The following is a 25,444-nucleotide window of genomic DNA, read 5'->3' on the forward strand; positions in this document are numbered from 1 at the left end:
GCGCAGTCGGTCACGTCCGACGGCTATGTCATGCAGATATCGAATCAGATGTTCAGATCAGACATCCAGGAAGTCCAGGATGCCTTCTGCCGCCTGACGACCTTCATAGATTGCAGTAACAACCAGGTCTGAACCGCGAACCATATCGCCACCGGCGAATACTTTCGGGTTAGAGGTCTGGTGTTTGAACTCCTGTTCTTCTGGTGCAACCACACCGTCCCAGCTGTTGAGTTCGATGCCGAAATCTTTAAACCACGGCGCAGGGCTTGGACGGAAACCGAAGGCAACCAGTACAGCATCTGCTGGCAGGATTTCTTCAGAACCCTCCACTACTTCAGGACGACGACGACCGTTCTCGTCAGGCTCACCCATCTTAGTAGTCACAACCTTCACGCCTTCAACCTTGTCTTCACCAACGATGGCAACAGGCTGACGGTTGAACAGGAAGTTAACGCCTTCTTCGCGCGCATTGACTACTTCGCGCTTAGAACCTGGCATGTTTTCTTCGTCACGACGGTACGCACAGGTCACAGTGTCTGCGCCCTGTCGGATAGAAGTACGGTTACAGTCCATCGCGGTGTCACCACCACCCAGAACAACCACTTTCTTTCCCTTCATGCTAACGAAGTCTGCAGCGTCTTTTTCGAAGCCCAGATTGCGATTCACGTTAGAGATCAGGAAGTCCAGCGCGTCATGAACGCCCGGCAGGTCTTCACCCGGGAACCCACCCTTCATGTAGTTGTAGGTACCCATGCCCAGGAACACAGCATCGAACTCGTCGATAATCGCCTGGAACTCAACGTCTTTACCGACTTCGGTGTTCAGGCGGAATTCAACACCCATACCTTCGAACACTTCACGACGGTTAGACATCACGCTCTTCTCGAGTTTGAACTCTGGAATACCGAAGGTCAGCAGACCACCGATTTCCGGGTACTTATCGAAGACAACCGGAGTAACACCGTTGCGCACCAGAATGTCAGCAGCACCCAGACCCGCAGGGCCTGCGCCGATAATCGCAACGCGCTTACCGGTTGGCTTCACATCCGACATATCCGGACGCCAGCCCATCGCGAAGGCGGTATCGGTGATATATTTCTCAACATTACCGATGGTCACGGCACCAAAACCATCATTCAGCGTACATGAACCTTCACACAGACGATCCTGTGGGCACACACGACCACACACTTCTGGCAGCGTGTTGGTTGCATGGCTCAGCTCAACGGCTTCCATGATGTTGCCTTCACTGGCCAGCTTCAGCCAGTTAGGGATGTAGTTGTGTACCGGGCACTTCCACTCACAGTAAGGGTTACCACAGGCCAGACAACGGTGTGCCTGGTCGGTCACCTCTTCCTGCTGGAAGGGCTCGTAAATTTCAACGAACTGCGCCTTACGAACGTCGATCGCTTTCTTGGATGGGTCCTGACGGCCCACATCCACAAACTGGAAATTATTGTTCAGACGTTGTGTCATCTCGAACCTCTCTCTCTCGTCCCGGACCAATTACTCAGGACGAGCACGGGTACTGTTCAGCAGTTGTTGTAAGTCAGCCGCTTTCGGCTTAACCAGCCAGAATTTACCGATGAAGCCATCGAAGTCATTCAGAATCTGCTGACCCCATTCGCTTCCGGTTTCTTCCACGAATTCACGAATAACACTACGCAGGTGGTTGCGGTGTGCTTCGGTCTCTTCATTGCTGATACGATGGATATCCACCAGCTCGTGGTTGTACTTATCAACAAAGGTGTTGTCACGGTCGAGTACATAAGCGAAACCGCCTGTCATACCCGCGCCGAAGTTATAACCAGTTTCGCCCAGTACGCAGATCATACCGCCGGTCATGTATTCACAGCAGTGGTCACCTGCACCTTCAACTACAGCGTGAACACCGGAGTTACGCACACCGAAACGCTCACCTGCACGGCCAGCCGCCAGCAGCTTACCGCCGGTCGCACCGTACAGACAGGTGTTACCTACGATCGAGGTTTCATTGGTTGCGAAGCCTGAGCCTTTAGGTGGGAAGATCACCAGCTTACCGCCAGTCATGCCCTTACCGACATAGTCGTTAGCATCACCTTCCAGCACCATTTCCAGACCGCCAGCGTTCCAGACACCGAACGACTGGCCGGCAATACCGGTCAGGTTCAGGCGGATCGGCGCGTCAGCCATGCCCTGGTTACCGTGGCGTTTGGCGATCTCACCGGACAGGCGAGCACCGACAGAACGGTCACAGTTGGTGATGTGGAAGCTGAATTCACCGCCAGCTTTGTTCTCAATCGCAGACAGGGTCTCTTCAACCATACGCTCAGCCAACAGACCTTCGTCATAAGGCTTGTTGCGCTCAACTTTCACTGTGTGCGGCTTGTCGACAGGAATCAGATCACTCCCGAACAGGGGTGACAGATCCAGATGACGCTGCTTCTCGGTCTTGCCTTCAAGAACTTCCAGCAGGTCCGTACGGCCCACCAGCTCTTCCATCGTGCGAACACCGACTTTCGCCATCCAGCCACGAACCTCTTCAGCCACGAAGCGGAAGTAGTTCACGACCATGTCTTTGGTACCGATGTAGTGCTTCTCACGCAGATCATCGTTCTGCGTCGCAACACCGGTCGCACAGTTGTTCAGGTGACAGATACGCAGGTATTTACAACCCACGGCAACCATTGGCAGCGTACCGAAGCCAAAAGATTCAGCACCCAGAATCGCCGCTTTCACCACGTCGAGACCCGACTTCAGACCACCGTCGGTCTGAACGCGTACGTTGCCACGCAGGTCATTGCCACGCAGCGCCTGATGCGCTTCAGACAGACCCAGCTCCCATGGAGAACCAGCGTACTTGATGGACGTCAGCGGAGACGCTGCGGTACCACCGTCGTAACCAGAGATGGTGATCAGGTCAGCGTAGGCCTTAGCCACACCCGCTGCGATCGTGCCAACACCTGGTTCTGATACCAGTTTTACCGATACCAGTGCGGTTGGGTTCACCTGCTTCAGGTCGTAGATCAGCTGCGCCAGATCTTCGATCGAATAAATATCGTGGTGCGGTGGTGGAGAAATCAGAGTCACGCCTGGTACTGAGTAACGCAGAGTCGCGATCAGCTGGTTAACTTTACCACCCGGCAGCTGGCCACCTTCGCCCGGCTTCGCGCCCTGAGCTACCTTAATCTGCAGCACTTCTGCGCTGGACAGGTAGTGTGGGGTCACACCGAAACGACCGGAAGCAATCTGCTTAATTTTAGAGTTACGCGTAGTACCGTAACGCAGAGGGTCTTCGCCGCCTTCACCCGAGTTAGAACGACCACCCAGTTCATTCATCGCCATCGCCAGAGCTTCATGCGCTTCTGGTGACAGAGCACCCAGAGACATAGCCGCAGTATCGAAGCGAGGGAAGATCTTCTCAGCTGGCTCCACTTCAGAGATATCAATCGACTGGATATCTTTACGGAAGGTCAGCATGTCACGGATGGTAGCCACCGGACGCTTGTTCACCAGCTCAGCAAAACGATCATAGGCCGCTTGCGAGTTAGTCTGAACTGCTTCCTGAATGTTCTTCACTACGTCTGGGTTATAGGCGTGATATTCGCCACCGTGAACGTACTTCAGTAGGCCACCCTGTTCGATCTGCTTACGTGGCTTCCAGGCAACGTTGTTGATGACCATCAGGTCTTCTTCAAAGTCAGTGAAGCTCGCGCCTTCGATACGGCTGGTCACGCCACAGAAGCACAGATCAACGATTTCTTTACTCAGACCAATGGCTTCAAACAGCTGAGAACCACGGTATGAGGTGATGGTGGAGATACCCATCTTAGACATGACTTTCAGCAGGCCCTTGCGGATCGCCTTGCGATAGTTCGCCTGAGATTTCAGTGGATCGCCCAGTACTTCACCGCTGCGGTGCAGATCAGTAAGAATATCGTACGCCAGCCATGGGTAAACAGCGGTCGCACCAAAGCCCAGCAGCACAGCAAAGTGATGCGGGTCACGGGCAGAACCGGTTTCAACCACGATATTACCGTTGGTACGCAGGCCTTTCTGGCTCAGGCGGTGGTGTACCGCACCGGTTGCCATTGGCGCTGGGATAAGCGACTGGCCTTCAGCGACTTCACGGTCGCTCAGAATCAGGATCACATCACCGTTGCGGATCGCCGCTTCAGCTTTGTCTGCCAGCGCAACAATCGCGTCTTTCAAAGACAGCGCTGAGTCGTAAGCCATCGACAGAGTCACGTGACGGAATTCATCACGGCCGGTGTCTTTCAGACCAACAAACTTCAGTGGTGACAGTACTGGTGACGTCAGGATTACGCGGTTAGCGTGGTCTGGCGTCTCTTCGAATACGTTTTTCTCTGCGCCGATACAGGTTTCCAGCGACATCACGATAGACTCACGCAGTGGGTCAATCGGTGGGTTAGTTACCTGAGCAAACATCTGACGGAAGTAGTCAGCCACATGACGAACACGCTGAGACAGCACCGCCATTGGAGTATCGTCACCCATAGAGCCGGTAGCTTCCTGACCGTCTTCGGCCATAGGACGCAGAACCTGGTCGCGCTCTTCACGCGTTACAAGGTGCAGTTTCTGGTGGGTATTCAGTGCGTCGCCTGACAGCGCTTCCTGACCGTCGACTTTCTCTAGGTGCAGGCGGCTTTCGATACGCAGCGCATTTTCTTTCAGCCACTGTTTGTATGGCTGAGAGGTTTTCATCATGGTATCGATATCGTCGGTACGCAGCAGCTTACCTTCTTTGGTATCGATCGCCAGAATGTCACCTGGGCCTACGCGGCCTTTCGCTACAACATCTTCAGGCTTGTAGTTGTATACGCCCACTTCTGACGCAACAGTAATAAAGTTATCTTTGGTGATTACCCAACGGGATGGACGCAGACCATTACGGTCCAGACCACATACCGCGTAGCGGCCGTCAGTAATTACCAGACCTGCAGGACCGTCCCACGGCTCCATGTGCATGGAGTTGTACTCGTAGAAAGCACGCAGATCAGGATCCATAGTTTCAACATTCTGCCAGGCTGGCGGAATCATCATACGGATCGCACGGAATACATTCATACCGCCAGTGGCGAGCAGTTCCAGCATGTTATCCATGGAGGAAGAGTCAGAACCGGTGGTATTCACGACTGGAGAAATGTCTTCGAGGTTTGGCAGTAGCTCACTGGCGAACTTGCTCGCACGGGCGTTCGCCCAGTTGCGGTTACCACGAATGGTGTTGATCTCACCGTTGTGCGCCAGCATGCGGAATGGCTGAGCCAGAGGCCAGCGCGGCATGGTATTGGTCGAGAAGCGCTGATGGAAAACACAGATAGCGGTTTCCAGACGCTCGTCGCCGAGGTCCAGATAGAAGTTCGGCAGATCGACCGGCATCATCAGACCTTTGTACGACAGTACGCGGTCGGAGAAGCTGGCAATATAGAAATCAGGGTACTGCTCCAGCGCTTTTTCAGCAAAGCGACGGGCATAAAACAGTTTTACCGACAGGTCGGTATCGTCCAGCGTTTCGGCTGGCGCAATGAAGATCTGCTCAAAGCGTGGCAGGCAGTCAATGGCCATCGGACCGAGGCAGTCATTGCTGGTTGGCACTGTGCGCCAGCCCAGAACCTTAAGGCCCTGGCCTGAAACAGCCGCTTCAACAGCCGCCTTCTGTTCCTCGTAAACAGCATCGTCCAGATCCATAAACAGCATGCCCACAGCATACTGCTCAGGCAACTCAATGCCTTGTTCCTGAGCGACGGCACGCAGGAATGAGTCTGGTTTCTGAATCAGCAGACCGCAGCCATCGCCGGTTTTACCGTCCGCAGCGATACCGCCACGGTGTGTCATGCAGGTCAGGGACTCAATAGATGTCTGCAGCAGTTTGTGGCTTGGCTCACCTTCAAGATGGGCAAGCAGACCGAAGCCGCAGTTATCCTTAAATTCGCCTGGAGTATACAGACCAGTTCTCATAGAACAGCTCTCACCAATAAATCGTTTAAATATCAAGGGCTTACAATCGAAAAGCGATCAAGAAATAAGCAGCCTTGAGACAAAAGGACGCTCATTCTACACATCTGAGGCGGTTGCCACAAATGAACAGAGGAAAGGCCCGGATTGACACACCCGGGATAAACAGGCTCAGGACTTACCGGATAACCTTCTGTACATCTCCCACAGGACGAACCCACGGCGACTGTTTACGCAGCGAGGATGGCATTGCATTTACCGCTGCTCTCGCTTCCGCACGGCTGGAGTAGACACCCGACACCACCACAAACCAGTCCTTACCTTTGTAGGTTGTCTGGTATCGATACAAAGTCCCTGTGACCTGACTCTGCCACTGATCGCGAAAGGTTTCAGCACCCGTGGAGCTGTGCGACCCCAGTAGTTGCACGATATACCCTGACTCAGGCGCCAACAAGGCTTGTTCGTCAGGAGTGTAAGACGGAGTCTTTGGTTGAGCAGTTGCGGCTTCTACTTGTGCCGCCTGAGGCTGAGCTGCTTCAGCTCTCACAGCCGGAGTGCCTGAGCCAGCGCCTTCAGTCATCGAGACTGCATCTATTTCAGAAGAACTTTCTGTATTTGCTTTGACGATTTCGCTACCTGAGCCGGCGCTTGGTGCCTCTTCATTTACAGCACCTGCCTCCTCTCCATCCGTGGGTTCCACGACGACTCTATCGGCAAGCGTTACCCCTTCGCTGTCCCCTGCCTCAGCCTGGTGACCAACGTCAGAGTTGAGGTAATTAAAGTCCTTCACGGAATCCAACTGAGCCTGAATCTCGGGCGACAGTTCATCATCCTGAGAAGAAGCTCCCCACTGATATATGAATACCATTGCGATAGCAGTAACTACACCAGCAATAGCAAGGATATTGCGGAGGGGGAAACCAGCCGCTGATACCGTCGCCGCTGGGCGCGTCGAGGAAGAAAGTATCCGTTCACCCTGACGTAGTGCAGGGCCAGGCAAGCACCCGGAGTCCATCATAATGCCTGCCAATTCCTTATCACCGAATGGACAGACCTCACCATCACCGAAAACACTTGCCATCAAAGCGGCGATTTCCGAATCGGTTAAAGGTTCGACCGCCAATACATGGACAGGAGCCTGAGCCGGCGAATTTCTGAAGTGAGTTTCGTAGCCTGGTGCGCCGAACAGAATCACAGATATCGCCTGAGGCGCCAACAACGCAAAATGAGCAATATCATTCAGCGTCTCAGCATCTAACTGATCTGCCTGATCAATAATCAACAACAGGTTACCACCGGCTTCGCTTCTGTCTATTGCCTCGTTACGGATGGCCTCACGTGCTTGAGCACCATCTTCATGAATAGCCGGCATATCCCAATGAGCAGCGATTGAAGAAAGTATCGCAGGCATCCCCAACATAACGCTTGCTGTTAATAACAAGGTTTCATCAGGAGCCTCTCTTTGCGCTGCCAGGTTATTGGCAATAAAGGACTTTCCAGCCCCCTCGAAGCCGGTGACCGCAACCAGCAGCTCGCTGTAGGACGCCAGGTGGGATAGGAGTTCAACATGACGTTTCTGAGAATCAAGAAGGCTGTGCATAGAGAATGCCTCTTTACCGGCGGAACTGGGCGCCACATTCACGCCTGAAAGGTCCAGATCAAAATCCGTTTCCATAATTCCTCCAGTCGTTATTTTCAGCGGGCCGCGCCATAAGCCATCAGGGTCTCTTCAAGCAGGTCACGTGGAACGTCTGAGGTAATATAGGCCTGTCCAATCCCCTTAAGCAAGACCAGTCTCAACGCGCCATCAAGAACTTTTTTATCCACCGCCATACGACTGATGTAGTCATCACAAGACATGTCCTTTGGCCCTTTCACTGGCAGGTGCGCCGCCTGCAGCAAACGTAAAAGATCGTGTTCGTCCTTTTCAGTCAGGTAACCCAGTCTTTTGCTCAGATCAGCTGCCATCATCATACCCGCACCGACCGCCTCACCATGCAACCACTTTCCGTAGCCCTGGTGCGCTTCTATGGCATGGCCAAACGTGTGCCCCAGATTCAGTGTCGCGCGAATTCCGCCCTCGCGCTCATCCTGAGCAACGACATCCGCTTTATTTTCACAGGAACGATATATAGCTTCAGCAAGTGACTCATCATCCCCCGACATCAGGCCTGCTACATTGTCCTGTAGCCAGAGATAAAACTCAGAGTCAGAGATCAAGCCATATTTGATCACCTCTGCCATCCCTGCAGCCATTTCACGAAGCGGCAGAGTTTCCAACGTATCAGTATCGGCAATCACAGCCTGCGGCTGATGGAAAGCACCGATCATATTCTTGCCCAAAGGGTGATTGACCGCTGTCTTACCGCCTACTGACGAATCAACCTGTGAAAGCAGCGTCGTGGGTACCTGAATAAAATTAACACCGCGTTGATAAGTGGCCGCAGCGAAACCCGTCATATCACCGATAACGCCTCCACCCAACGCAACGAGAGTAGTTGTCCTGTTATGGCGTCTGTCGAGGAGCTCATCAAAGATCATATTCAAGGTATCGAGATCTTTGTACTTTTCGCCGTCCGGCAAAATGACGGTGTCGACCTGATAATCGGTCAGCGCCGACTTCACATCATCAAGATAGATTGGAGCGACCGTTTCATTGGTGACAATAAGCACCTGCCGCCCTTTAACATGGGGAGAGTACAGCTCTTTGTTCCGCAGAAGGCCAGGGCCGATGTAAATTGGATAACTACGATCGCCAAGATCTACGGTAAGGGTCTGCATTATTCACCTTTTAAACGTTTTTTGAGTTCCTGAATTACCCATCTTGGGTTGCGCTGATCCGTTTCAATAATGATATCGGCGACAGAGCGATACAACGGATCGCGCTCCGCAAAAAGCTTGCGCAATACTGCCTCAGGGTCGGCCGTCTGGAGTAACGGGCGGTTACGGTCTCGAGCCGTTCTGGCCAGCTGCTGATCCACAGAAGTACATAGATAGATGACCGTTCCTCTCGAGGCGAGGTGCTGGCGATTCTCACTTCGTAACACAGCACCACCACCCGTAGATAGTACGATCCCCTTCTGCTGAGTCAGTTCATCTATGACAGACTCTTCACGCTCGCGAAAGCCCGCCTCACCTTCTTTATCAAAGATCCAGGGGATATCGGCGCCGCAACGTTCCTCAATTACTTTATCTGAGTCAAAGAACTCGTATTTAAGTTCCTGAGAAAGCAGACGGCCGATGGTGCTTTTTCCAGCACCCATCGGCCCAATAAGAAATACAGACTGTGTCATTTTCAACGTGCTGAGAGCGTTTCCTTAACCAGTCGGGGAGTGATAAATACGAGAAGCTCACTCTTCTCTTCCTGTTCGCTAGTGCGACGGAACAGAGCACCGATTAAAGGCAGGTCGCCAAAGAATGGTGTTTTAGTAACCTGGCGAATTTCCTCTGAACGGAAGATACCGCCAAGAACAATGGTTTCACCGTTTTCTACCAGTACCTGAGTTTCTACGGCGTTGGTATCGATCGCTGGGCCAGCAGTCGTCAATTCACCGACTGAGTCCTGGTTAATCAAGAGATCCATAATAATGCGGTCGTCCGGTGTAATCTGTGGTGTCACCTCAAGACGAAGTACCGCAGACTTGAACGCTACGTTCGCAGCACCACTCGAGCTGGCTTGTAGATATGGAATCTCGGTGCCTGATTCAATTGATGCCGTCTGTCCATCTGCCGTAATTACCCGAGGCTGCGATACAATCTCTGCGCGACCTTCACGCTCAATCGCAGACAGCTCTAAATCCAAAAGGAAGTCAGCGGTCTGGTATCCGATAGCGAACGTCGTTGCCGCAGTATCCGTAACGCCTAAGTTCACAACATCCGAAGTCTCAAGGTCAATTGTCTCACTTGTTGTGCCAGTCGTGGCTCGATCAAATAATATCTGATTTCCCTCATCAAGGGTCGCCTTACTTCCGCCGAAAGTAGTCCAGTTATCTCCGTTATTCTGGAATCCGGCACCGCCCCATTGAACACCCAGCTCCTCACCAACACTGGTAGTCGCTACAACAATTCGCGCTTCAATAAGCACCTGACGCACCGGCACATCGAGCATCTGCAGCGCTTCGCGTACCTTTTCAAGATTTTTTGCGGAATCTTTCATTAATAAGGTATTGGTACGGCCATCTACAACGGCCGTTCCACGTTCGGAAAGCAGTCCTTGTTCTGAAGTCAGGAGCTCCGCCAGGTCAGTAGCTTTCGCATACTTCAACTGCATGTACTCTGTAACCAATGGCGCCAGCTCTTCAACCTGACGTACAGCTTCCAGCTCAACTTTTTCACGGGCTGCGATCTCTTCAGCAGGAGCGATGAGTAATACCGACCCCATCTGACGCTGGCCAAGCCCCTTGGTTTTCAACACAAGGTCCAGCGCTTGGTCCCATGGCACATTCTGCAGACGCAGCGTAATGTTGCCACCAACTGAATCTGAAGCGACCAGGTTGAGGCCAGTGAAGTCCGCAATCAGCTGCAGCACTGCACGTACCTCAATATCCTGGAAATTCAGCGATAATTTCTCACCAGTAAACGGAAACTGCTTCTCTGCTACCGCGTCTTCGCCAGCTGGCGGCTCTGATACGTTAATCGATAAAAGCTTATCAGTCTGATATGCGAGGTATTCGAAATCCGCGGACAAAGGTTCAATAACAATGCGAGCACTGCCAGCCTCAACGTTAGCATCAACAAACTTCACCGGTGTTGCAAAGTCGGTAACATCCAGACGACGACTCAAAGCCTCCGGCAGCGATGCCCCATCAATATCTGCGATAATTTTCCCACCCTCACGGCGAATATTTGCAGATGCGCTATCGTCACTCAGTGTAATCTGGACCTGACCTTCACCTTGATTCCCACGACGAAAATCAACGTTTACGATTTTTATATCACTACCTGGCTGTACCATTTCACCAGTAGCGGTTATTTGCTGATTGCCTGCAAACTCCTCATTCGCGTCCGACTCACCGATACGAACGAACAGTCGGTTGCCCTGCACCGCGGTTGTATAACCCACCAGCTGATTCAGGTTTATCACCAGTCGCGACCGATCTTTTGCTTCCACAACAGTAGCGCTTCTGGCATTACCGTTACCGATATCATGGCGTTTAGTTGAAAGTGCGCTGTCAACTCCTGGCAGATCGAGGGCAATCCTGGCTGGTTTCTCAATTGTATAACCACTGACCTCTGGTGGTGCTGAGTCAAATACAAGCTCAAGCTGCGTAACATCTCCAGGAGCTGTGGAGAAATTCAGATCGGTTAATGTCGCCGCCATAGCTCCCACTGACCAGAAAGCTGGGACACATAATAGAGCGCAACCAAGAGTGCGAATGTTGTTCATGATTTTCATAATTATTCTCCCGGCGCTCCGTTGAGAGCCAACGTTCTTGGCCGCTCAAGCCAGCCACCCTGTCCATCAGGTACAATTTCAATTAAGTTCACGCGGTCGCTCTCGACGGATACGACCCGGCCATGATTGCGTCCCATGTATTCGCCTTTACGCACTTTAACCACTCCGCCTTCACCGTCTCTGATGAGCGCCCAAAGGTCTCCCTCTGGTTTCTGTAAAGTCCCAACCATACCGAGAGCATCAATGGCGAACTGTTCCAGATACTCCCGCACCCGATCAGGATCAGGTCGGATATCCAGGCCGTTACTATTCAGACGATTTACATCTTCAGGAATAATTGGCACGGAAAATGGCGAACGCAAAGCGGACGCACTGTAGCTAAAAGCTTCGTAGGGCTTAAATTCGGGAATCGGCTCAACCCGACCTCTCGGCTGGTTGCCAACATCCTGCACATATCGCTGCAGATCAGACGTATTACCAGAGGCAGTGCAGCCCACCGTTCCGAGAGTTACTATCCCCAGCATTACACATTTTAAAACATGCATATTACCGCCCCTTACTTTCAGCATCGTATTGATAGGTCTTTGCCAGGATTTTCATAGACAGCTGCTCCTGACGATCACCCTTACTGATACTAAAGTCATGCAAAGTTACAATACGGGGAAGGGAAGCGACGCCCGAGACGAACGCACCCATCTCATGATACCCACCACTGACCTCGATATTGATCGGGAGCTCTTTATAAAATTCAGAACTCACCATATCAGAGGGGTCTATCTTCTTAAGATTCAGGCCTGCGTTTAACGCAGTCGCGCTGATGTCATCTATCAACCCCGGAACCTCAGTGTCCTTCGGAAGCTGCTTCAGAAGAGATCCAAAACTGTTTTCCATTTCAACCATCTGAGCTTTGTACTCACTCAGGTTAGCAACCCGGAAGGCTTTGTTCTCAAAATCTCTTTTCAACTGCTGCTCCTGACTTTCAAGGCGATCAAGCGAGGCCCTTTCACCATCAATCAAAAAGAAATAACTGAATAGAGCAAGTCCCAGGACGATCAGTGCACAGAAAGCGACCTTGCCTATTAGTGGCCAGGAGCCAATCTTATCGAATTCAATATCACTGAGATCGAACCCTTGAATCTGCTCAAGCATCGACCCCATTGTTGCTTTATTATCAGCCATTATCGGGGTCCTCCTCGGCTTTAGGGGTAATTCTGGTCACGGTCATCTCAAATTCATTTACGCCCTGCGACTTGGCCTCAACGCTCATCAATACCGGATCCCGGAACCATTCAGACTGATCGAAGTTACGCATGAGCGCAGACACTCGATTATTGGATGATGCTACCCCAGATATTTTCACACTGTTGCCGCTCGTAACGAGTGACGTCAGGTGTAGGTCATCAGGCACCGCCCGAACCACCTCATCGAACAACCTTACGATAACAGGCCTGTTTCCCTGTAATGCCTGAATCAGCTCCATACGCTCAATCAGTTCCGAGCGCGTTTCTTTCAACTCTCGAATCTCGAGAATTTTCTTGTCCAGGGCAGCAATCTCATTCTGTAGATAACTATTTCTCAAGCGCTGACTGCTTTGAGCGGAATCGTAGTAGCTGTAAACAGCAAATATTGCAGCCAACGTAACAGCAACAACAACCCCGATAACAACATAGAAATTTTTGTTGCGTTCTTCGCGTAGTTCTTCACGCCAAGGTAATAAGTTAATATTCGCCATCAGTCGAAACTCCTCATTGCCAGGCCAGCTGCAATTAAGAGCGAAGGCGCATCATTCGCAAGCCAGGTAGCATTCACTCGCTGCGAGAGAGTCATGCTGATAAATGGATTGGCGACGACTGTCGGCGTTCCCAGCGCAGACTGAACCTGTTCTTCCAGCCCAGGAATGGAGGAGGTACCGCCAGCGAGAACGATATAGTCAACGTCGTTAAACTGACTGGAGGAGTAGAAAAACTGCAGTGAGCGACTCACTTGTTGAACAACCGCCTCGCGGAAAGGACCCAACACTTCAGATTCATAGTCGTCAGGTACGCCACCCTCGAGCTTGGCTCGATTGGCATCCTCTTCACTCAAACCATAGCGACGCATGATATCCTCTGTCAGCTGACTACCACCGAATAGCTGCTCCCGGGTATATATCGACTTACCTTCGTGCATAACACTCAGAGTTGTCATCGTGGCGCCGATATCAATTACTGCTACCGTCTCTATTTCTTCGCCTTCCAGCTGCGCATCGAGCAAGGAGAAAGCGCGTTCGGTACAGAAAGCCTCAACGTCTACTTTACTGACTTCAAAACCAGCGATTTCTACGGAATCTTTTCTGCGTTCAACAGTCTCAGAGCGACAAGCAGCCAGCAGAACGCTGACCATATCAGGAGATTTGTCGCTCGGACCGGTCACTTCCCAGTCAAGAGCAACTTCTTCAAGGGGGTAAGGAATATATTGATCGGCTTCAGTACGGATCTGAAAATCCATATCGTCGTCACTAAGGCCAGCGCTCATATCGATGGTTTTGGTAATCACTGCCGAACCCGCAACAGCAAGAGCAACGTTTTTAGCATTAGAACGCGAGCGAACTACCGCCTGACGAATTGCATCACCGACGGCTTCTTCGTTGTTAATACCCTGTTCAACAACGGCATTAGGAGGCAAGGCTACCGTTGCGTAGGCTTCTACCTGATAGCGTTCCCCCTGGCGACTCAACTCCAGCACTTTGACGGACGTTGAACTTATGTCCACCCCGAGAAGCGCCTTATTCTTCTTCTTAAACAGGCTGCCCAGCACGACAAAATCCCCTTCTGTTTCGCGAACTTGCGCGCGCAAGCTCACACAGATCCTATATAATTCCGGCCATTATAAGCACAATCCTGCGAAAAGAACAAAAAACCCTTATAATGCCGCATCCCGCATGATAGCTGGCTTTTTCAGGAATTTAACGATCTTTTTATATGAATATGGCAACTCCGCTCCTTAAGTTCACAATCTGGCTGTTTTTGTCTATCGGAGCCGGAACGACCATGGCCATAACCGGTGTTTATCTTTACTTAGCGCCGACGCTCCCCGATGCAGAAACACTGAAAGATGTAGATCTTCAAACCCCTCTGCGCGTTTACACGGCAGACGGACTTCTGATAACGGAGTATGGCGAGAAGCGCCGAACCCCTATTACATATCAGGAAATCCCCCCTCAATTCATTGACGCACTTCTCGCTTCTGAAGATGACGGCTTTTTTGAGCACTCAGGAATAGACCTGAAAGGCCTCGCAAGAGCGGTATTTGACCTGGTGACCACCGGCCGGAAGAAGTCAGGGGGCAGTACGATCACCATGCAGGTCGCTAAAAACTACTACTTGAGTAGCGAAAAGACCTTTACCCGGAAGTTCACCGAGATTCTGCTTGCACTGAAAATTGAGAAGGCGCTGACCAAAGAGGAAATCCTTGAACTCTATGTAAACAAAATCTATCTGGGTAAACGCGCATACGGTATCGAGGCCGCCTCTCAGGTCTACTATGGTAAGTCGATCACCGAGCTGAACCTGGCAGAGCTGGCGATGATTGCCGGCTTGCCACAGGCCCCCTCGGCAGCAAATCCGATACGCAGCCCAGAACGGGCTGTTTCTCGTCGTAACTACGTTCTTGCTCGCATGTATAACCTCGGAAAAATCTCAGAAGCCGAGTTCCAACAGAGTATCCGCCAGCCCGCGACAGCTCGATATCACGGTGCAACCTCCGAGATCAGTGCTCCTTATGTTGCCGAGATGATTCGTCAGGAAATGATCAGACGTTACGGCAACAAAGCCTACACGTCCGGGTACAGCGTCTACACCACCATTAATTCAGCGCGACAGCGTGCTGCCAACGCTGCCTTACAGAAAGGCCTTCTGAAGTACGACCGGGACCATGGTTACCGCGGTACTCAGACTTCCTACGCTGTTATCCCCCTGAATGTTCCGGAAGCGCCGGAGCTCGAAGAGTGGATAGCACAGGCCGACCCAGCAAAGGATGTAGACTGGCCGCAGACCCTTGAAGCATGGGAAGAGAAGCTTCGTGACCTGGGCGACTTCGGTATTATCGAACCAGCCGTCGTCATGAACGCTACTGAAGAGGGTGCCTGGGTATACAGTATCGGTAAAATACGCTGGCTACCTTTTGCAGGAATGACTTGGGCAGCGCCATACCTGAGCGTCAATTCGGTTGGAAATGCTCCCGAGAATGCCCTCGATGTTATCAGAAACGGTGACCTGATCTGGCTCGAAGCAACGCCCTCTGAGTTGAAGCTTGCTCAGGTCCCGGAAGCAGAAGGCGCTCTGGTTTCTATGAACCCTCACAACGGGGCGATCGAAGCTCTTGTCGGTGGTTTCTCAAACTCAGACAACCAATTTAACCGGGCGACTCAGGCCGAGCGCCAGCCAGGCTCCGCTTTTAAACCCTTTATCTACAGCGCGGCGCTGGACAACGGCTTCACCACAGCCAGCCTGATTAACGATGCACCTGTCGTATTCAAAGATGCCAGCCTCGAAAGCACCTGGCGCCCAGAGAATTACAGCGGCAAGTTTTACGGGCCGACCCGCCTGCGGCAGGCTCTTTACCGCTCTCAGAATCTGGTGTCGATCCGCATTCTGAAACAGATGGGACCGGCCACCGCGGTTCGCTACATTCAGGATTTTGGTTTTAACCCAGCACGCCTGAATAAAGACCTCTCTCTCGCGTTAGGCGCATCAGCGGTAACTCCTCTCGACATGGCGACGGGCTATAGCGCCTTCGCAAATGGTGGCTACAAGGTAAGCCCCTTCGTAATGCAAAGCATAATCTCCGATACGGGCGAAGTGCTTTACGAGGCCAACCCAACACTCGCAATGGCACCACCAGAAGAGGATGCAACCGGCAACTCTGTCAACGAAGGCACAGCCCACAGCAACCCGACGTCCGAGATTAACGCCGAACAAACAGACAAGGTTGAGGCACCCACCCTATATGCAGAGCGCATAATGTCGCCAGAGAACCATTACCTCACGGTGAGTATGATGCGGGATGTTGTCCGCAGAGGCACAGGTAGAAAAGCGCTGGCGCTGGGCAGAAACGATCTCGCCGGCAAAACGGGGACCACGAACGATCAGAAAGACGCCTGGTTTTCCGGCTTTAATCCCGACCTTGTAGCCACTGTCTGGATCGGTTTCGACCAGCCAACCACGTTGGGTCGCTGGGCATCCGGTGGGGGCACCGCGCTCCCGGTTTGGGTCGATTATATGAGAGAAGCTCTTGATGGCGCTCCGGAAGAACATTTCGAACAACCTGAAGGAATTGTCACTGTTCGAATTGATCCGGATAGCGGACTATTGGCTTCACCGGGCCAGAAAGATGCCATATTTGAATACTTCAAGGCTGGGTCCGCTCCAACGGAATATGCCAGAACGAAAGACATCATCCCCTACCAGGAAGACGAAGGCGGTTCAGGGGGAGGCAGCGTCATCCCAGAGCAGCTTTTCTGACCCTGCATCCGTCACTATGAAATAAAAAAGCCCGGCAATTGCCGGGCTTTTTACTGTCTGAGTGTCTATGCAGTCGTCCGCTCAGGCGTCGATCAACTTACCTGGGTTCATGATGTTATTCGGGTCGAACACCTTTTTAACTGCACGCATATAAGCGATTTCTGCCGCAGAGCGCGTGTATTCCAGATACGGTTTTTTAGTCATACCTACGCCGTGTTCCGCAGACACAGAGCCCTGATACTTTTCCACGATCTCGAATACCCAGGTCGATACCTTGCCGCAACGTTCGAAGAATTCTTCTTTCGCCAGGTCATCAGGCTTCAGAATATTCAGGTGCAGGTTACCGTCACCAATGTGACCAAACCAGATGATCTCAAAGTCTGGGTATTCACGGGTTACGATCTCATCGATGTCGCGCAGGAACGGCGGTACTTTAGAGACCACAACCGAGATGTCGTTCTTGTACGGCGTCCATTCAGAAATTGTTTCAGAAATGTCTTCACGCAGACGCCACAGGTTCGCCGCCTGAGTTTCGCTCTGACTGATCACACCATCGACGACCCAGCCTTCTTCCATACATTTTTCGAACTGCACCATCGCCTGATCCATGTCGGCATCCGTCACAGCTTCAAATTCGATCAGAGCGTAGAAATCCGTGCTGGTTTCAAACGGAGCAGGCACATCGCCTCGTGCCAGTACTTTCTGCATCGCTTTGTCAGAGAAGAACTCAAATGCGGTCAGGTCCATAGTCGACTGGAACTGGCTCAGCACTTTCATTACGTCGTCCAGTTCTGGGATACCAAGCACCAGCACGGTCAGGTTTTTCGGTGTGCGAGTCAGGCGCATGGTCGCTTCAGTCACAAAGCCGAGCGTACCTTCACCACCGATGAAAAGCTGGCGCATATCGTAACCGGTGTTGTTTTTCATCAGGTCTTTATTCAGTTCGAGGATCTCGCCCTCCCCCGTCACGACCGTCATACCAGCAACCCAGTCCCGGGTCATACCCCAGCGGATCACTTTAATACCGCCGGCATTCGTTGAGATGTTTCCACCAATCTGACTGGAGCCCGCAGAAGCAAAATCAACCGGATAGAACAGATCATGCTCTTCAGCAAAGGTCTGCAGCTGCTCTGTAATGACGCCCGCACCACACTTAACCGTACGGTCAGTCGCATTGAAATCAGAAATCTGATTCATGTAATCAAAGGCAACCACAACCTCGCCGTTAGCAGCAACAGCACCAGCACTCAGGCCTGTACGCCCACCCGATGGTACCAGGGCAACGTTCTGAGCGTTTGCAAATTTTACAATGTCAGCGACTTGCTGCGTTGTCTTCGGGAAAACAATTGCAGATGGCTTCGGTGGATAGATCTTGGTCCAGTCCTTACCAAAGGTCTCAAGAGAATCGGCATCAGTGCGCACTTTGTCTGCGCCAACAATGGCTGAAAGCTGCTCAACCAGAGCGTCTTGTGTCAACGTGGTCATGGAGTTACCCGATGTTTGAATCATATTCACCTCGAATTGAGCAATATTCGTGTTGAATTCATGCTCTGAGGCTCACTTTAATAAAGGTATATGCTAGCATACGCGCCTTATTTTTCGGAGCGGTTTTAAGCCGCCCAGCCCCGCTCGCTGCAAGGCGGAGGGGACCTGACAGCTATTACTTACTGACTATAGGTACCACCATGGCACAAACGTCCCTGGATAAAAGCAAGATCAAGTTCCTCTTGTTGGAAGGCGTACACCAGTCTGCTCTCGATACACTGCAGGCTGCTGGCTACACCAACATCGAGTATTTGAAGACTTCGCTGCCGGATGACGAGCTGAAAGCCGCCATCAAAGACGCTCATTTTGTGGGCATTCGTTCACGCACTCAGCTAACCGAAGAGATCTTCGACGCTGCTGAGAAGCTGATTGCCGTCGGTTGCTTCTGTATTGGCACCAACCAGGTTGACCTGAAAGCAGCAACCAAGCGTGGTATCGCGGTATTTAACGCTCCATATTCTAACACCCGCTCCGTGGCAGAGCTGTCACTGGCAGAAATCATCATGCTGATGCGCGGTGTCCCTGCGAAAAATGCCGAATGTCATCGCGGCGGCTGGAGCAAGTCTGCGGTTAACTCTTACGAGATCCGTGGCAAGAAGCTGGGTATCGTGGGTTACGGTTCGATCGGTACTCAGCTGTCGGTCATGGCCGAAAGCATGGGTATGGAAGTATTCTTCTACGACGTCGTAACGAAACTGCCAATCGGTAATGCTAAGCAGGTCGGGACTCTGAACGAATTGCTGAACATTGCTGACGTTGTATCTCTGCACGTTCCGGAAACACCTTCCACTAAATGGATGATGGGCCCAGAGCAGTTTGAGCAAATGAAACAGGGTTCTATCCTGTTGAACGCGTCACGCGGCACTGTGGTTGATATCGATGCGTTGGCAGATACCGTACGCAGCGGCAAACTCCTGGGTGCGGCCATCGACGTATTCCCGGTTGAACCACGCTCTAACAGCGAAGAGTTTGTCTCACCACTGCGCGAATTCGACAACGTGATCCTGACCCCGCACGTCGGTGGTTCTACCATGGAAGCTCAGGAAAACATCGGTAAAGAAGTAGGTGAGAAGCTGGCTCAGTACAGCGATAACGGCACCACCACTTCTTCTGTGAACTTCCCAGAGGTGGCTCTGCCATCCAACCCGAACGTTCACCGTATCCTGCACATCCACAAAAACGTACCTGGCGTTATGAATGCAATCAACAGCATTCTCGCCGACAACAACATCAACATCTGCGGTCAGTACCTGCAGACCGTTGAAGAAGTTGGCTACGTTGTGATCGATGTTGCGGCTGATGCGTCAGATCTGGCTCTGGAGAAGATCAAAGAAGTTGAGGGTACCATTCGCGCCCGCGTCCTCTACTAAGATCGGAGCTACCTGCGTTGCCGAGACAGCGCGATGCAGTTAATGCTAGCGAAAATAAAAAAGCACCCTCGGGTGCTTTTTTATTGCCTCGTACTTCTGTTTCCATCGTCGGGACGCAGCAAGTACATCCCTGTATGCTTAGCTGTGCCATCCATGGCACAGATACCCGCCTCACGGAAACAACAGCACCAGGCTTAAATCTCAAACCCGCAATTAGTAGCAACCCCTAACCGTAAGTGATGACTTACCCCCGCCGGAATCTCGGCAGCATGGTGAGTCACATACAGGAGCGTAATGGTCTTCTGCTCCGATAAGCGACGGATAAACGCCAGTACCATTTCTCGGCTTGGGTCATCCAATCCCTGGCAAGGCTCATCCAGAATCAGCAGCGGCGGTTGCTTGATCAGAGCACGAGCGATAAGCACCAGACGCTGCTCTCCGTACGACAGGTGATGCAGGCTCTGATTGGCTTTATAGCGCAAGCCGATAATCTCCAGCCACTGCTCCGCGAGACGCCGGTCGTCATCCCCCGCCGCCTGATACAAACCAATGCTGTCGTATAAACCAGAAATCACCGTCGTCAGCACGTTCGTGGTTGCCCGGTATTCCCACTGCAGCGACGACGACACCAGACCAATATGCTTTTTGATATCCCAGATGGTTTCACCGCTACCACGCTTCATACCAAAAAGATACAGTTCGTTGCGATAGCACTGTGGGTTATCGCCTGTGATCATCTGCAGCAGACTGGTCTTACCGCAACCGTTCGGGCCGGTAATGGCCCAATGTGCCCCCGGCTCAACCTGCCAGTTAAGGTCAGAAAATAGTGTGCGCTCGCCGTAGGCTATCGAGCCATTCACCAGACGCACCAGCGGGTCATCTAAATTTAACCCGTATTTCACCGGCGCTTCCGGGAATTCTGACAACGGCTTATCAAAATGCAGTAACGAATGGACTTCAGGCGAGGTAAGTACCGACTCACGTTGGCCTTTAACTAATAAGCGAGCATCGTGAACAAACGCCAGATGCGTCAGCCAGTCTGGCAGCTCATCTAAACGGTTAGCGACCCATAACAGTCGTTGGCCACTTTCGTGAAGTTTAAACAGTGCTTCTGCCAGCGCCTCACGGCTCTTTGCATCCAGACCTTCAAGCGGCTCATCCAGAATCAACAAGTCAGGCTTCTGCCGCACCGCATTCACCAACATCACTTTGCGACTCTCGCCGGTCGATAACGAGCGGAAGCCCTGCGACAGAATATGCTCCATCCCCAACAATTGAATCCAGTCAGCGACCTCTCCAACCGGCGCCAACAACTCGCTGACCAGCGTGCCGATATCCTTCTGATCCATCAGATCAGACTCATCTTCCCGGCGCTCCTGCTCAATCAACGCTGCCTGCGCCTCAAGCGACACAAACGCGACGCGTTCAGGCAGACCAGACACCTCACCGTGACTCAGACGCACATCGCCGGCAAACAAGCGCGACAGCACCGTCTTACCGCTGCCATTCGTCCCGATAATGCCCCAGGTCTCAGCCGCAGACACCGACCAGTCATCAACAACAAGATTTCGCCCGTCATGCAGACGCGCACGGAGTTCTTTAAATTCAGTAGTCATACAGACTTTTAGCTAGGAAGGTAGATATCACTACGACGCTTGAAAAGCGTCAGCTAACAGTGCAGTTAACGCGTCGGTGAGGCCGCTGCCACAAGGCCGGACGTTATTGAGAAAACGGAGTTTAGTGCGCTAAATGAGTATTTCGAAATAACGTCCAACACAGTGGCAGCAACGCAACCAGCGTTAACCAGGAGGCCAGGACAGATCACGTCCACCAATAATATGCATATGCAAGTGGAACACCGATTGCCCCGCACCTGCACCATTATTGATAACCAAACGGAATTTATCCCCAAGACCTTCCTGCTCGGCAACTTTATTCGCTACCAGCATCATGTGCCCCAGAAGCGCTGCATCCGTTTCTTCGGCGTCACATAAACGCGGGATCGGCTTACGCGGGATAACCAGAATATGCATTGGTGCCGCTGGGAACATATCGCGGAACGCCAGACACTGATCGTCCTCATAAACGATCTTGGCATCCGCTTCGCCGCGGGCGATTTTCCCGAAAATAGTATCTTCTGACATAACAGAGTCTCGTTAATGAACGTTAGCCTGAGAGTAACCGAATGCCCCAGTGATCACCACTGTCCGGTTCAACAGTACCGATGCATCCGCCATTCTTCCGAAACTATCTGGAAGCTGTCACACGCAAAAGGCACAATACCCACCATTACTAGACGTTTTGTAAGGAAACTCGCTATATGAGCCTACACGAAAGAGCCGGCCAGAAAGCCCTCGCTTCTGATCTTGCCAATATCCCCCGCCTAATCGCTGACTACTATGTCCGCAAGCCCTCTGACGACACATTGGTAAGCTTCGGAACATCTGGTCATCGTGGCAGTGCCGCAAACGGCTCTTTTAACGAAACCCATATCGCCGCGATCTGCCAGGCGTTAGTTGAATACCGCCAACAGAATGATATTACCGGCCCGCTCTACATCGGTATGGATACCCACGCCCTGTCCGAGTGTGCATTTATCACCGCAGTGGAAGTTCTGGTCGCCAACGGCATCAGCGTTCGTATACAGCAAGGTCGCGGCTATACGCCAACGCCTGTAATCTCTCATGCGATCCTGACCTACAACCAGGATAAAACCTCAGAGCTGGCCGATGGCGTCGTGATTACTCCATCGCACAACCCTCCTCAGGACGGTGGTTTTAAATATAATCCACCGAATGGTGGCCCTGCTGATACGGACGTGACTTCTCAGATTCAGGACCGCGCCAACGACATCATTAACGGCGGCAGTAAAGATATTGTTCGCATGGACTTTGCTCAGGCATGGGCATCTGACCTGGTCACAGAATACGACTACATCAAACCGTACGTTGATGATCTCGCCAGTGTGATCGATATGGATGCCATCGCCAAAGCAGGCGTTAAGATTGGTGTGGACCCACTCGGTGGTTCCGGTATCGCCTACTGGGACGTGATAGCCGAGACCTACGGTCTGGATATCACAGTGGTAAATGAAAGCGTTGATCCGACCTTCTCATTTATGACTCTCGATAAAGACGGCAAGATCCGTATGGACTGCTCCAGCCCATACGCAATGGCGGGCCTCATCGACTTAAAAGACGATTTCGACATCGCACTGGGCAACGACCCGGATTACGACCGCCACGGCATTGTCACGCCATCTGTTGGTTTGATGAATCCTAATCACTATCTCGCCGTAGCGATTAACTACCTGTATACCCATCGCCCACAATGGTCACAGGATCTCGCCATTGGTAAAACACTGGTGTCGTCCAGCATGATCGACCGCGTAGCAGCTGATCTGGGCCGCACGCTCTCAGAAGTCCCTGTGGGCTTTAAATGGTTTGTTGATGGTCTGTACACAGGTAAGTTCGGTTTTGGCGGTGAAGAGAGCGCAGGCGCTTCCTTCCTGCGGAAAGACGGCACGGTATGGTCGACCGACAAAGACGGCATCATCCTCGCACTCTTAGCCGCTGAAATTAAAGCCGTGACCGGCAAAGATCCGGGTGAACACTACATTGCCCTGACCGAAAAATTCTCAGCACCCGTCTATAAGCGTATTGATGCTGCAGCGACTGGCCCACAGAAATCCGTACTGAAAAAGTTGAGTGCCGGTGACGTGACCGCCGAAAAACTTGCCGGTGAAGAGATCAAAGAAAAACTGACCCATGCCTCAGGCAACGGTGCGGCGATTGGCGGTCTGAAAGTCACCACAGAGAACGGCTGGTTCGCTGCACGCCCATCCGGCACAGAAGAGATCTATAAGATCTACGCAGAAAGCTTTAAAGGTGAGGAGCATCTCGCTCAGATCATTGAAGAAGCTCAGGCGATAGTCAGTGCTACTTTTGATTCAGCTGGAGTCTGATACCTAATCTGCAGAGAGGGTCGGGTCATGAACCACAACCAGGTTCCGGCCACCCTCTTTCGCAGCGTACAGAGCTTCATCCGCATCCAGCAGTAATTGATGCAACATGCTCTTATTGGAAGGTGAAAAAGGCGCTACGCCCGTGCTTACCGTCACCCTGATGTAATCATCATCGGGCAGAATAAATAACTGATCAGCCACATAAGATCTGAACTGATCTAACAGTCCATAGGCTTTATCAGTATCCAGACCTGGCAGAATAAGTGCAAACTCTTCGCCACCATATCGAGCCATATGGAACCTGAAGAAAGTCTGCTGAAGATATCCGGCCAACTGCTTCAGGACGGCATCCCCGGCATCGTGACCGTACTCATCATTAATCCCCTTAAAGCTGTCGATATCCATTAGTGCCACAGTAAAGGGCTTGCCCTCTGCCTGAAGCCTTTTAACCAGCGCATCCCCTTCTTCGATAAAGTAACGACGATTTCTGAGGCCTGTCAGATAATCCAGAGTGGCCTGCTCCTGAACGGCAACGAATTGCTCAAGCGCCTCGATATTGTTCGTCACCCTACAGCTGAATTCTTCCTGCTGAAAAGGCTTCTGGAGGAAGTCGTTCGCGCCCTTTTTAATAAACTGCACCGAGATATCCGCGTCTTCCTGACTCGACAGGCCAATGATGGCCAGTGGCCGCTTATCGTAGCGATGTCTCACCTGCTGGAGAAAAGCAAAGCCATTCATCTCAGGCATATGATAATCAGTAATGATGAGCTTGATAGAGATGTCTGACTCTAACTTCTCAAGTCCCTCAGCCCCATTATGAGCCTCAACAACCTGAAAATTCTGGAGTCTGAGGTAAGACGTTACAGCCTGTCGCATCGTGGAAGAGTCATCCACCACAAGCGCTGTAATTGAGCGATTACGCTCAAGTCGGTTAAGCATTCGCGCTGCATACTGATAGGAGAAGCGGTTCTCTTTAATAACGTAATCAACGACCCCGCTCTTGAGGAGCTCTTTACGCTGATTCAGATCGTCACTACCCGTAAGAACAACAACCGGTAAACGCTGATCAAGCAGGTAACTGACCATTTCACCATCAGGCGCATCAGGAAGGTTCAGATCAACCAGTGCGGCGACCACGCTGTCTTTGTGTTCGTTATACAGCTCAATTCCTTCGGCTTTGGTAGAAGCAAACACCACCGGCTCAATGCCCTGCTGTCGCAACGTGTGCTGCAAAATCTTCTGAACGATCGGACTGTCTTCGATAATAAGAAACACATACACCTCCTGAAGCTCTATTGAGTGTAGGCATAATCCAGAGTAGTGCGCTGGGGAATACAGATATGACAGGAGAATTGTTCAGGGTTGGACAGGGATGTGAGCAAATGAAAAAACCCCCGACTGCGTAAGCAATCGGGGGTTTTGAATAAGAGCTTGACGATGACCTACTCTCACATGGGGAAGCCCCACACTACCATCGGCGATGCTGCGTTTCACTTCTGAGTTCGGAATGGATTCAGGTGGTTCCACAGCTCTATTGTCGTCAAGCAAACTGTTTGTGCATCAGTCTCTTACGCGTTTTGTCGCTGGACCTTGAAGCATTTTCATACTTCGCACAATAAGTTGGATACATGAGTCGAGATTCTCTCGCGAACCGGCGGCTGCCTGTTCGTGTCTTTAACTGTTTATACACCAGTTTGGGTGTTATATGGTCAAG

17 protein-coding genes and 1 rRNA gene are annotated in these 25,444 nt (G+C 51.8%); 3 read left to right on the top strand and 15 right to left on the bottom strand.

Translation table 11 applies throughout. The features are described 5' to 3' along the window. Positions 1-57: 57 nt before the first annotated feature. The 10 genes from BW941_RS16370 to BW941_RS16415 all read right to left on the bottom strand — a co-directional run bounded on the left by BW941_RS16370 (position 58) and on the right by BW941_RS16415 (position 14,185). A complete protein-coding gene (locus tag BW941_RS16370) occupies positions 58-1,476 on the bottom strand; it encodes an FAD-dependent oxidoreductase (RefSeq protein ID WP_076517890.1) in 1,419 nt (472 codons plus the stop codon). Between the two features lie 30 nt (positions 1,477-1,506). Continuing rightward, a complete protein-coding gene (gene gltB / locus BW941_RS16375; RefSeq protein WP_076517892.1) occupies positions 1,507-5,958 on the bottom strand; it encodes a glutamate synthase large subunit in 4,452 nt (1,483 codons plus the stop codon). Between the two features lie 175 nt (positions 5,959-6,133). Further along, on the bottom strand, positions 6,134-7,630 hold the full coding sequence (locus BW941_RS16380; protein ID WP_076517894.1) for an SPOR domain-containing protein: 1,497 nt from the start codon (positions 7,628-7,630) through the stop codon (positions 6,134-6,136). 20 nt (positions 7,631-7,650) lie between these two features. Further along, positions 7,651-8,736 (bottom strand): 3-dehydroquinate synthase, encoded by a 1,086-nt coding sequence (aroB, locus tag BW941_RS16385; RefSeq protein WP_076517895.1) that lies wholly within the window; start codon positions 8,734-8,736, stop codon positions 7,651-7,653. Then, positions 8,736-9,254: a shikimate kinase AroK gene (gene aroK / locus BW941_RS16390; RefSeq protein WP_245820122.1), complete on the bottom strand. Its 519-nt coding sequence runs from the start codon at positions 9,252-9,254 to the stop codon at positions 8,736-8,738. Before aroK ends, aroB begins: the two co-directional genes overlap by 1 nt. Next, positions 9,251-11,350: a type IV pilus secretin PilQ gene (locus tag BW941_RS16395; RefSeq protein ID WP_076517897.1), complete on the bottom strand. Its 2,100-nt coding sequence runs from the start codon at positions 11,348-11,350 to the stop codon at positions 9,251-9,253. The genes aroK and BW941_RS16395 overlap by 4 nt, the downstream gene beginning before the upstream one ends. A 2-nt stretch (positions 11,351-11,352) precedes the next feature. Continuing rightward, complete coding sequence (locus BW941_RS16400) at positions 11,353-11,895, bottom strand: pilus assembly protein PilP (protein WP_076517899.1); 543 nt, start codon at positions 11,893-11,895, stop codon at positions 11,353-11,355. 1 nt (position 11,896) lies between these two features. Continuing rightward, positions 11,897-12,529 carry a type IV pilus inner membrane component PilO gene (locus tag BW941_RS16405; RefSeq protein WP_076517900.1) on the bottom strand — a complete coding sequence of 211 codons (633 nt, stop codon included), beginning with the start codon at positions 12,527-12,529 and terminating at the stop codon, positions 11,897-11,899. Further along, positions 12,522-13,082 carry a PilN domain-containing protein gene (locus BW941_RS16410; protein ID WP_076517902.1) on the bottom strand — a complete coding sequence of 187 codons (561 nt, stop codon included), beginning with the start codon at positions 13,080-13,082 and terminating at the stop codon, positions 12,522-12,524. Before BW941_RS16410 ends, BW941_RS16405 begins: the two co-directional genes overlap by 8 nt. Continuing rightward, complete coding sequence (locus tag BW941_RS16415) at positions 13,082-14,185, bottom strand: pilus assembly protein PilM (RefSeq protein WP_366371384.1); 1,104 nt, start codon at positions 14,183-14,185, stop codon at positions 13,082-13,084. Before BW941_RS16415 ends, BW941_RS16410 begins: the two co-directional genes overlap by 1 nt. Before the next feature lie 194 nt (positions 14,186-14,379). Between BW941_RS16415 and BW941_RS16420 the strand changes: the two genes are divergently transcribed. Then, entirely contained in the window at positions 14,380-16,851 is a 2,472-nt protein-coding gene (locus BW941_RS16420) for a penicillin-binding protein 1A (protein ID WP_245820123.1), read from the top strand. An 81-nt stretch (positions 16,852-16,932) separates the two neighbouring features. Here BW941_RS16420 and BW941_RS16425 read toward each other — a convergent pair whose 3' ends face one another. After that, entirely contained in the window at positions 16,933-18,336 is a 1,404-nt protein-coding gene (locus tag BW941_RS16425; RefSeq protein WP_076517921.1) for an FAD-binding oxidoreductase, read from the bottom strand. 200 nt (positions 18,337-18,536) lie between these two features. On the opposite strand from BW941_RS16425, the gene serA reads away from it, so the two are divergent. Further along, a complete protein-coding gene (gene serA / locus BW941_RS16430) occupies positions 18,537-19,766 on the top strand; it encodes a phosphoglycerate dehydrogenase (RefSeq protein ID WP_076517906.1) in 1,230 nt (409 codons plus the stop codon). Positions 19,767-19,960: 194 nt separating this feature from the next. On the opposite strand, the gene modF is transcribed toward serA, so the two are convergent. Beyond that, on the bottom strand, positions 19,961-21,382 hold the full coding sequence (modF, locus tag BW941_RS16435; protein ID WP_076517908.1) for a molybdate ABC transporter ATP-binding protein ModF: 1,422 nt from the start codon (positions 21,380-21,382) through the stop codon (positions 19,961-19,963). Positions 21,383-21,565: 183 nt separating this feature from the next. After that, positions 21,566-21,910 carry a histidine triad nucleotide-binding protein gene (locus BW941_RS16440; RefSeq protein WP_076517910.1) on the bottom strand — a complete coding sequence of 115 codons (345 nt, stop codon included), beginning with the start codon at positions 21,908-21,910 and terminating at the stop codon, positions 21,566-21,568. Positions 21,911-22,086: 176 nt separating this feature from the next. Between BW941_RS16440 and pgm the strand changes: the two genes are divergently transcribed. Further along, a complete protein-coding gene (pgm, locus tag BW941_RS16445) occupies positions 22,087-23,730 on the top strand; it encodes a phosphoglucomutase (alpha-D-glucose-1,6-bisphosphate-dependent) (RefSeq protein ID WP_076517911.1) in 1,644 nt (547 codons plus the stop codon). Between the two features lie 3 nt (positions 23,731-23,733). On the opposite strand, the gene BW941_RS16450 is transcribed toward pgm, so the two are convergent. Both BW941_RS16450 and rrf read right to left on the bottom strand, forming a co-directional pair. Beyond that, positions 23,734-25,005 carry a diguanylate cyclase gene (locus BW941_RS16450; RefSeq protein ID WP_068438910.1) on the bottom strand — a complete coding sequence of 424 codons (1,272 nt, stop codon included), beginning with the start codon at positions 25,003-25,005 and terminating at the stop codon, positions 23,734-23,736. 154 nt (positions 25,006-25,159) lie between these two features. After that, positions 25,160-25,275, bottom strand: a 5S ribosomal RNA gene (gene rrf, locus BW941_RS16455). Between the last annotated feature and the right edge of the window lie 169 nt (positions 25,276-25,444).

This window comes from Thalassolituus maritimus (genome assembly GCF_900156675.1).
Classification (GTDB): Bacteria; Pseudomonadota; Gammaproteobacteria; order Pseudomonadales; family Oceanobacteraceae; genus Thalassolituus; species Thalassolituus maritimus.

What these genes read in the sequence shown, in the direction of transcription:
- BW941_RS16395 (WP_076517897.1), bottom strand. Translation starts at nt 11,350, where the DNA reads ATGAAAATCATGAACAACATTCGCACTCTTGGTTGCGCTCTATTATGT.
- BW941_RS16440 (WP_076517910.1), bottom strand. Translation starts at nt 21,910, where the DNA reads ATGTCAGAAGATACTATTTTCGGGAAAATCGCCCGCGGCGAAGCGGAT.
- BW941_RS16405 (WP_076517900.1), bottom strand. Translation starts at nt 12,529, where the DNA reads ATGGCTGATAATAAAGCAACAATGGGGTCGATGCTTGAGCAGATTCAA.
- BW941_RS16380 (WP_076517894.1), bottom strand. Translation starts at nt 7,630, where the DNA reads ATGGAAACGGATTTTGATCTGGACCTTTCAGGCGTGAATGTGGCGCCC.
- modF (WP_076517908.1), bottom strand. Translation starts at nt 21,382, where the DNA reads ATGACTACTGAATTTAAAGAACTCCGTGCGCGTCTGCATGACGGGCGA.
- serA (WP_076517906.1), top strand. Translation starts at nt 18,537, where the DNA reads ATGGCACAAACGTCCCTGGATAAAAGCAAGATCAAGTTCCTCTTGTTG.
- BW941_RS16425 (WP_076517921.1), bottom strand. Translation starts at nt 18,336, where the DNA reads ATGACCACGTTGACACAAGACGCTCTGGTTGAGCAGCTTTCAGCCATT.
- gltB (WP_076517892.1), bottom strand. Translation starts at nt 5,958, where the DNA reads ATGAGAACTGGTCTGTATACTCCAGGCGAATTTAAGGATAACTGCGGC.
- BW941_RS16420 (WP_245820123.1), top strand. Translation starts at nt 14,380, where the DNA reads ATGGCCATAACCGGTGTTTATCTTTACTTAGCGCCGACGCTCCCCGAT.
- aroB (WP_076517895.1), bottom strand. Translation starts at nt 8,736, where the DNA reads ATGCAGACCCTTACCGTAGATCTTGGCGATCGTAGTTATCCAATTTAC.
- BW941_RS16370 (WP_076517890.1), bottom strand. Translation starts at nt 1,476, where the DNA reads ATGACACAACGTCTGAACAATAATTTCCAGTTTGTGGATGTGGGCCGT.
- pgm (WP_076517911.1), top strand. Translation starts at nt 22,087, where the DNA reads ATGAGCCTACACGAAAGAGCCGGCCAGAAAGCCCTCGCTTCTGATCTT.
- BW941_RS16410 (WP_076517902.1), bottom strand. Translation starts at nt 13,082, where the DNA reads ATGGCGAATATTAACTTATTACCTTGGCGTGAAGAACTACGCGAAGAA.
- BW941_RS16400 (WP_076517899.1), bottom strand. Translation starts at nt 11,895, where the DNA reads ATGCATGTTTTAAAATGTGTAATGCTGGGGATAGTAACTCTCGGAACG.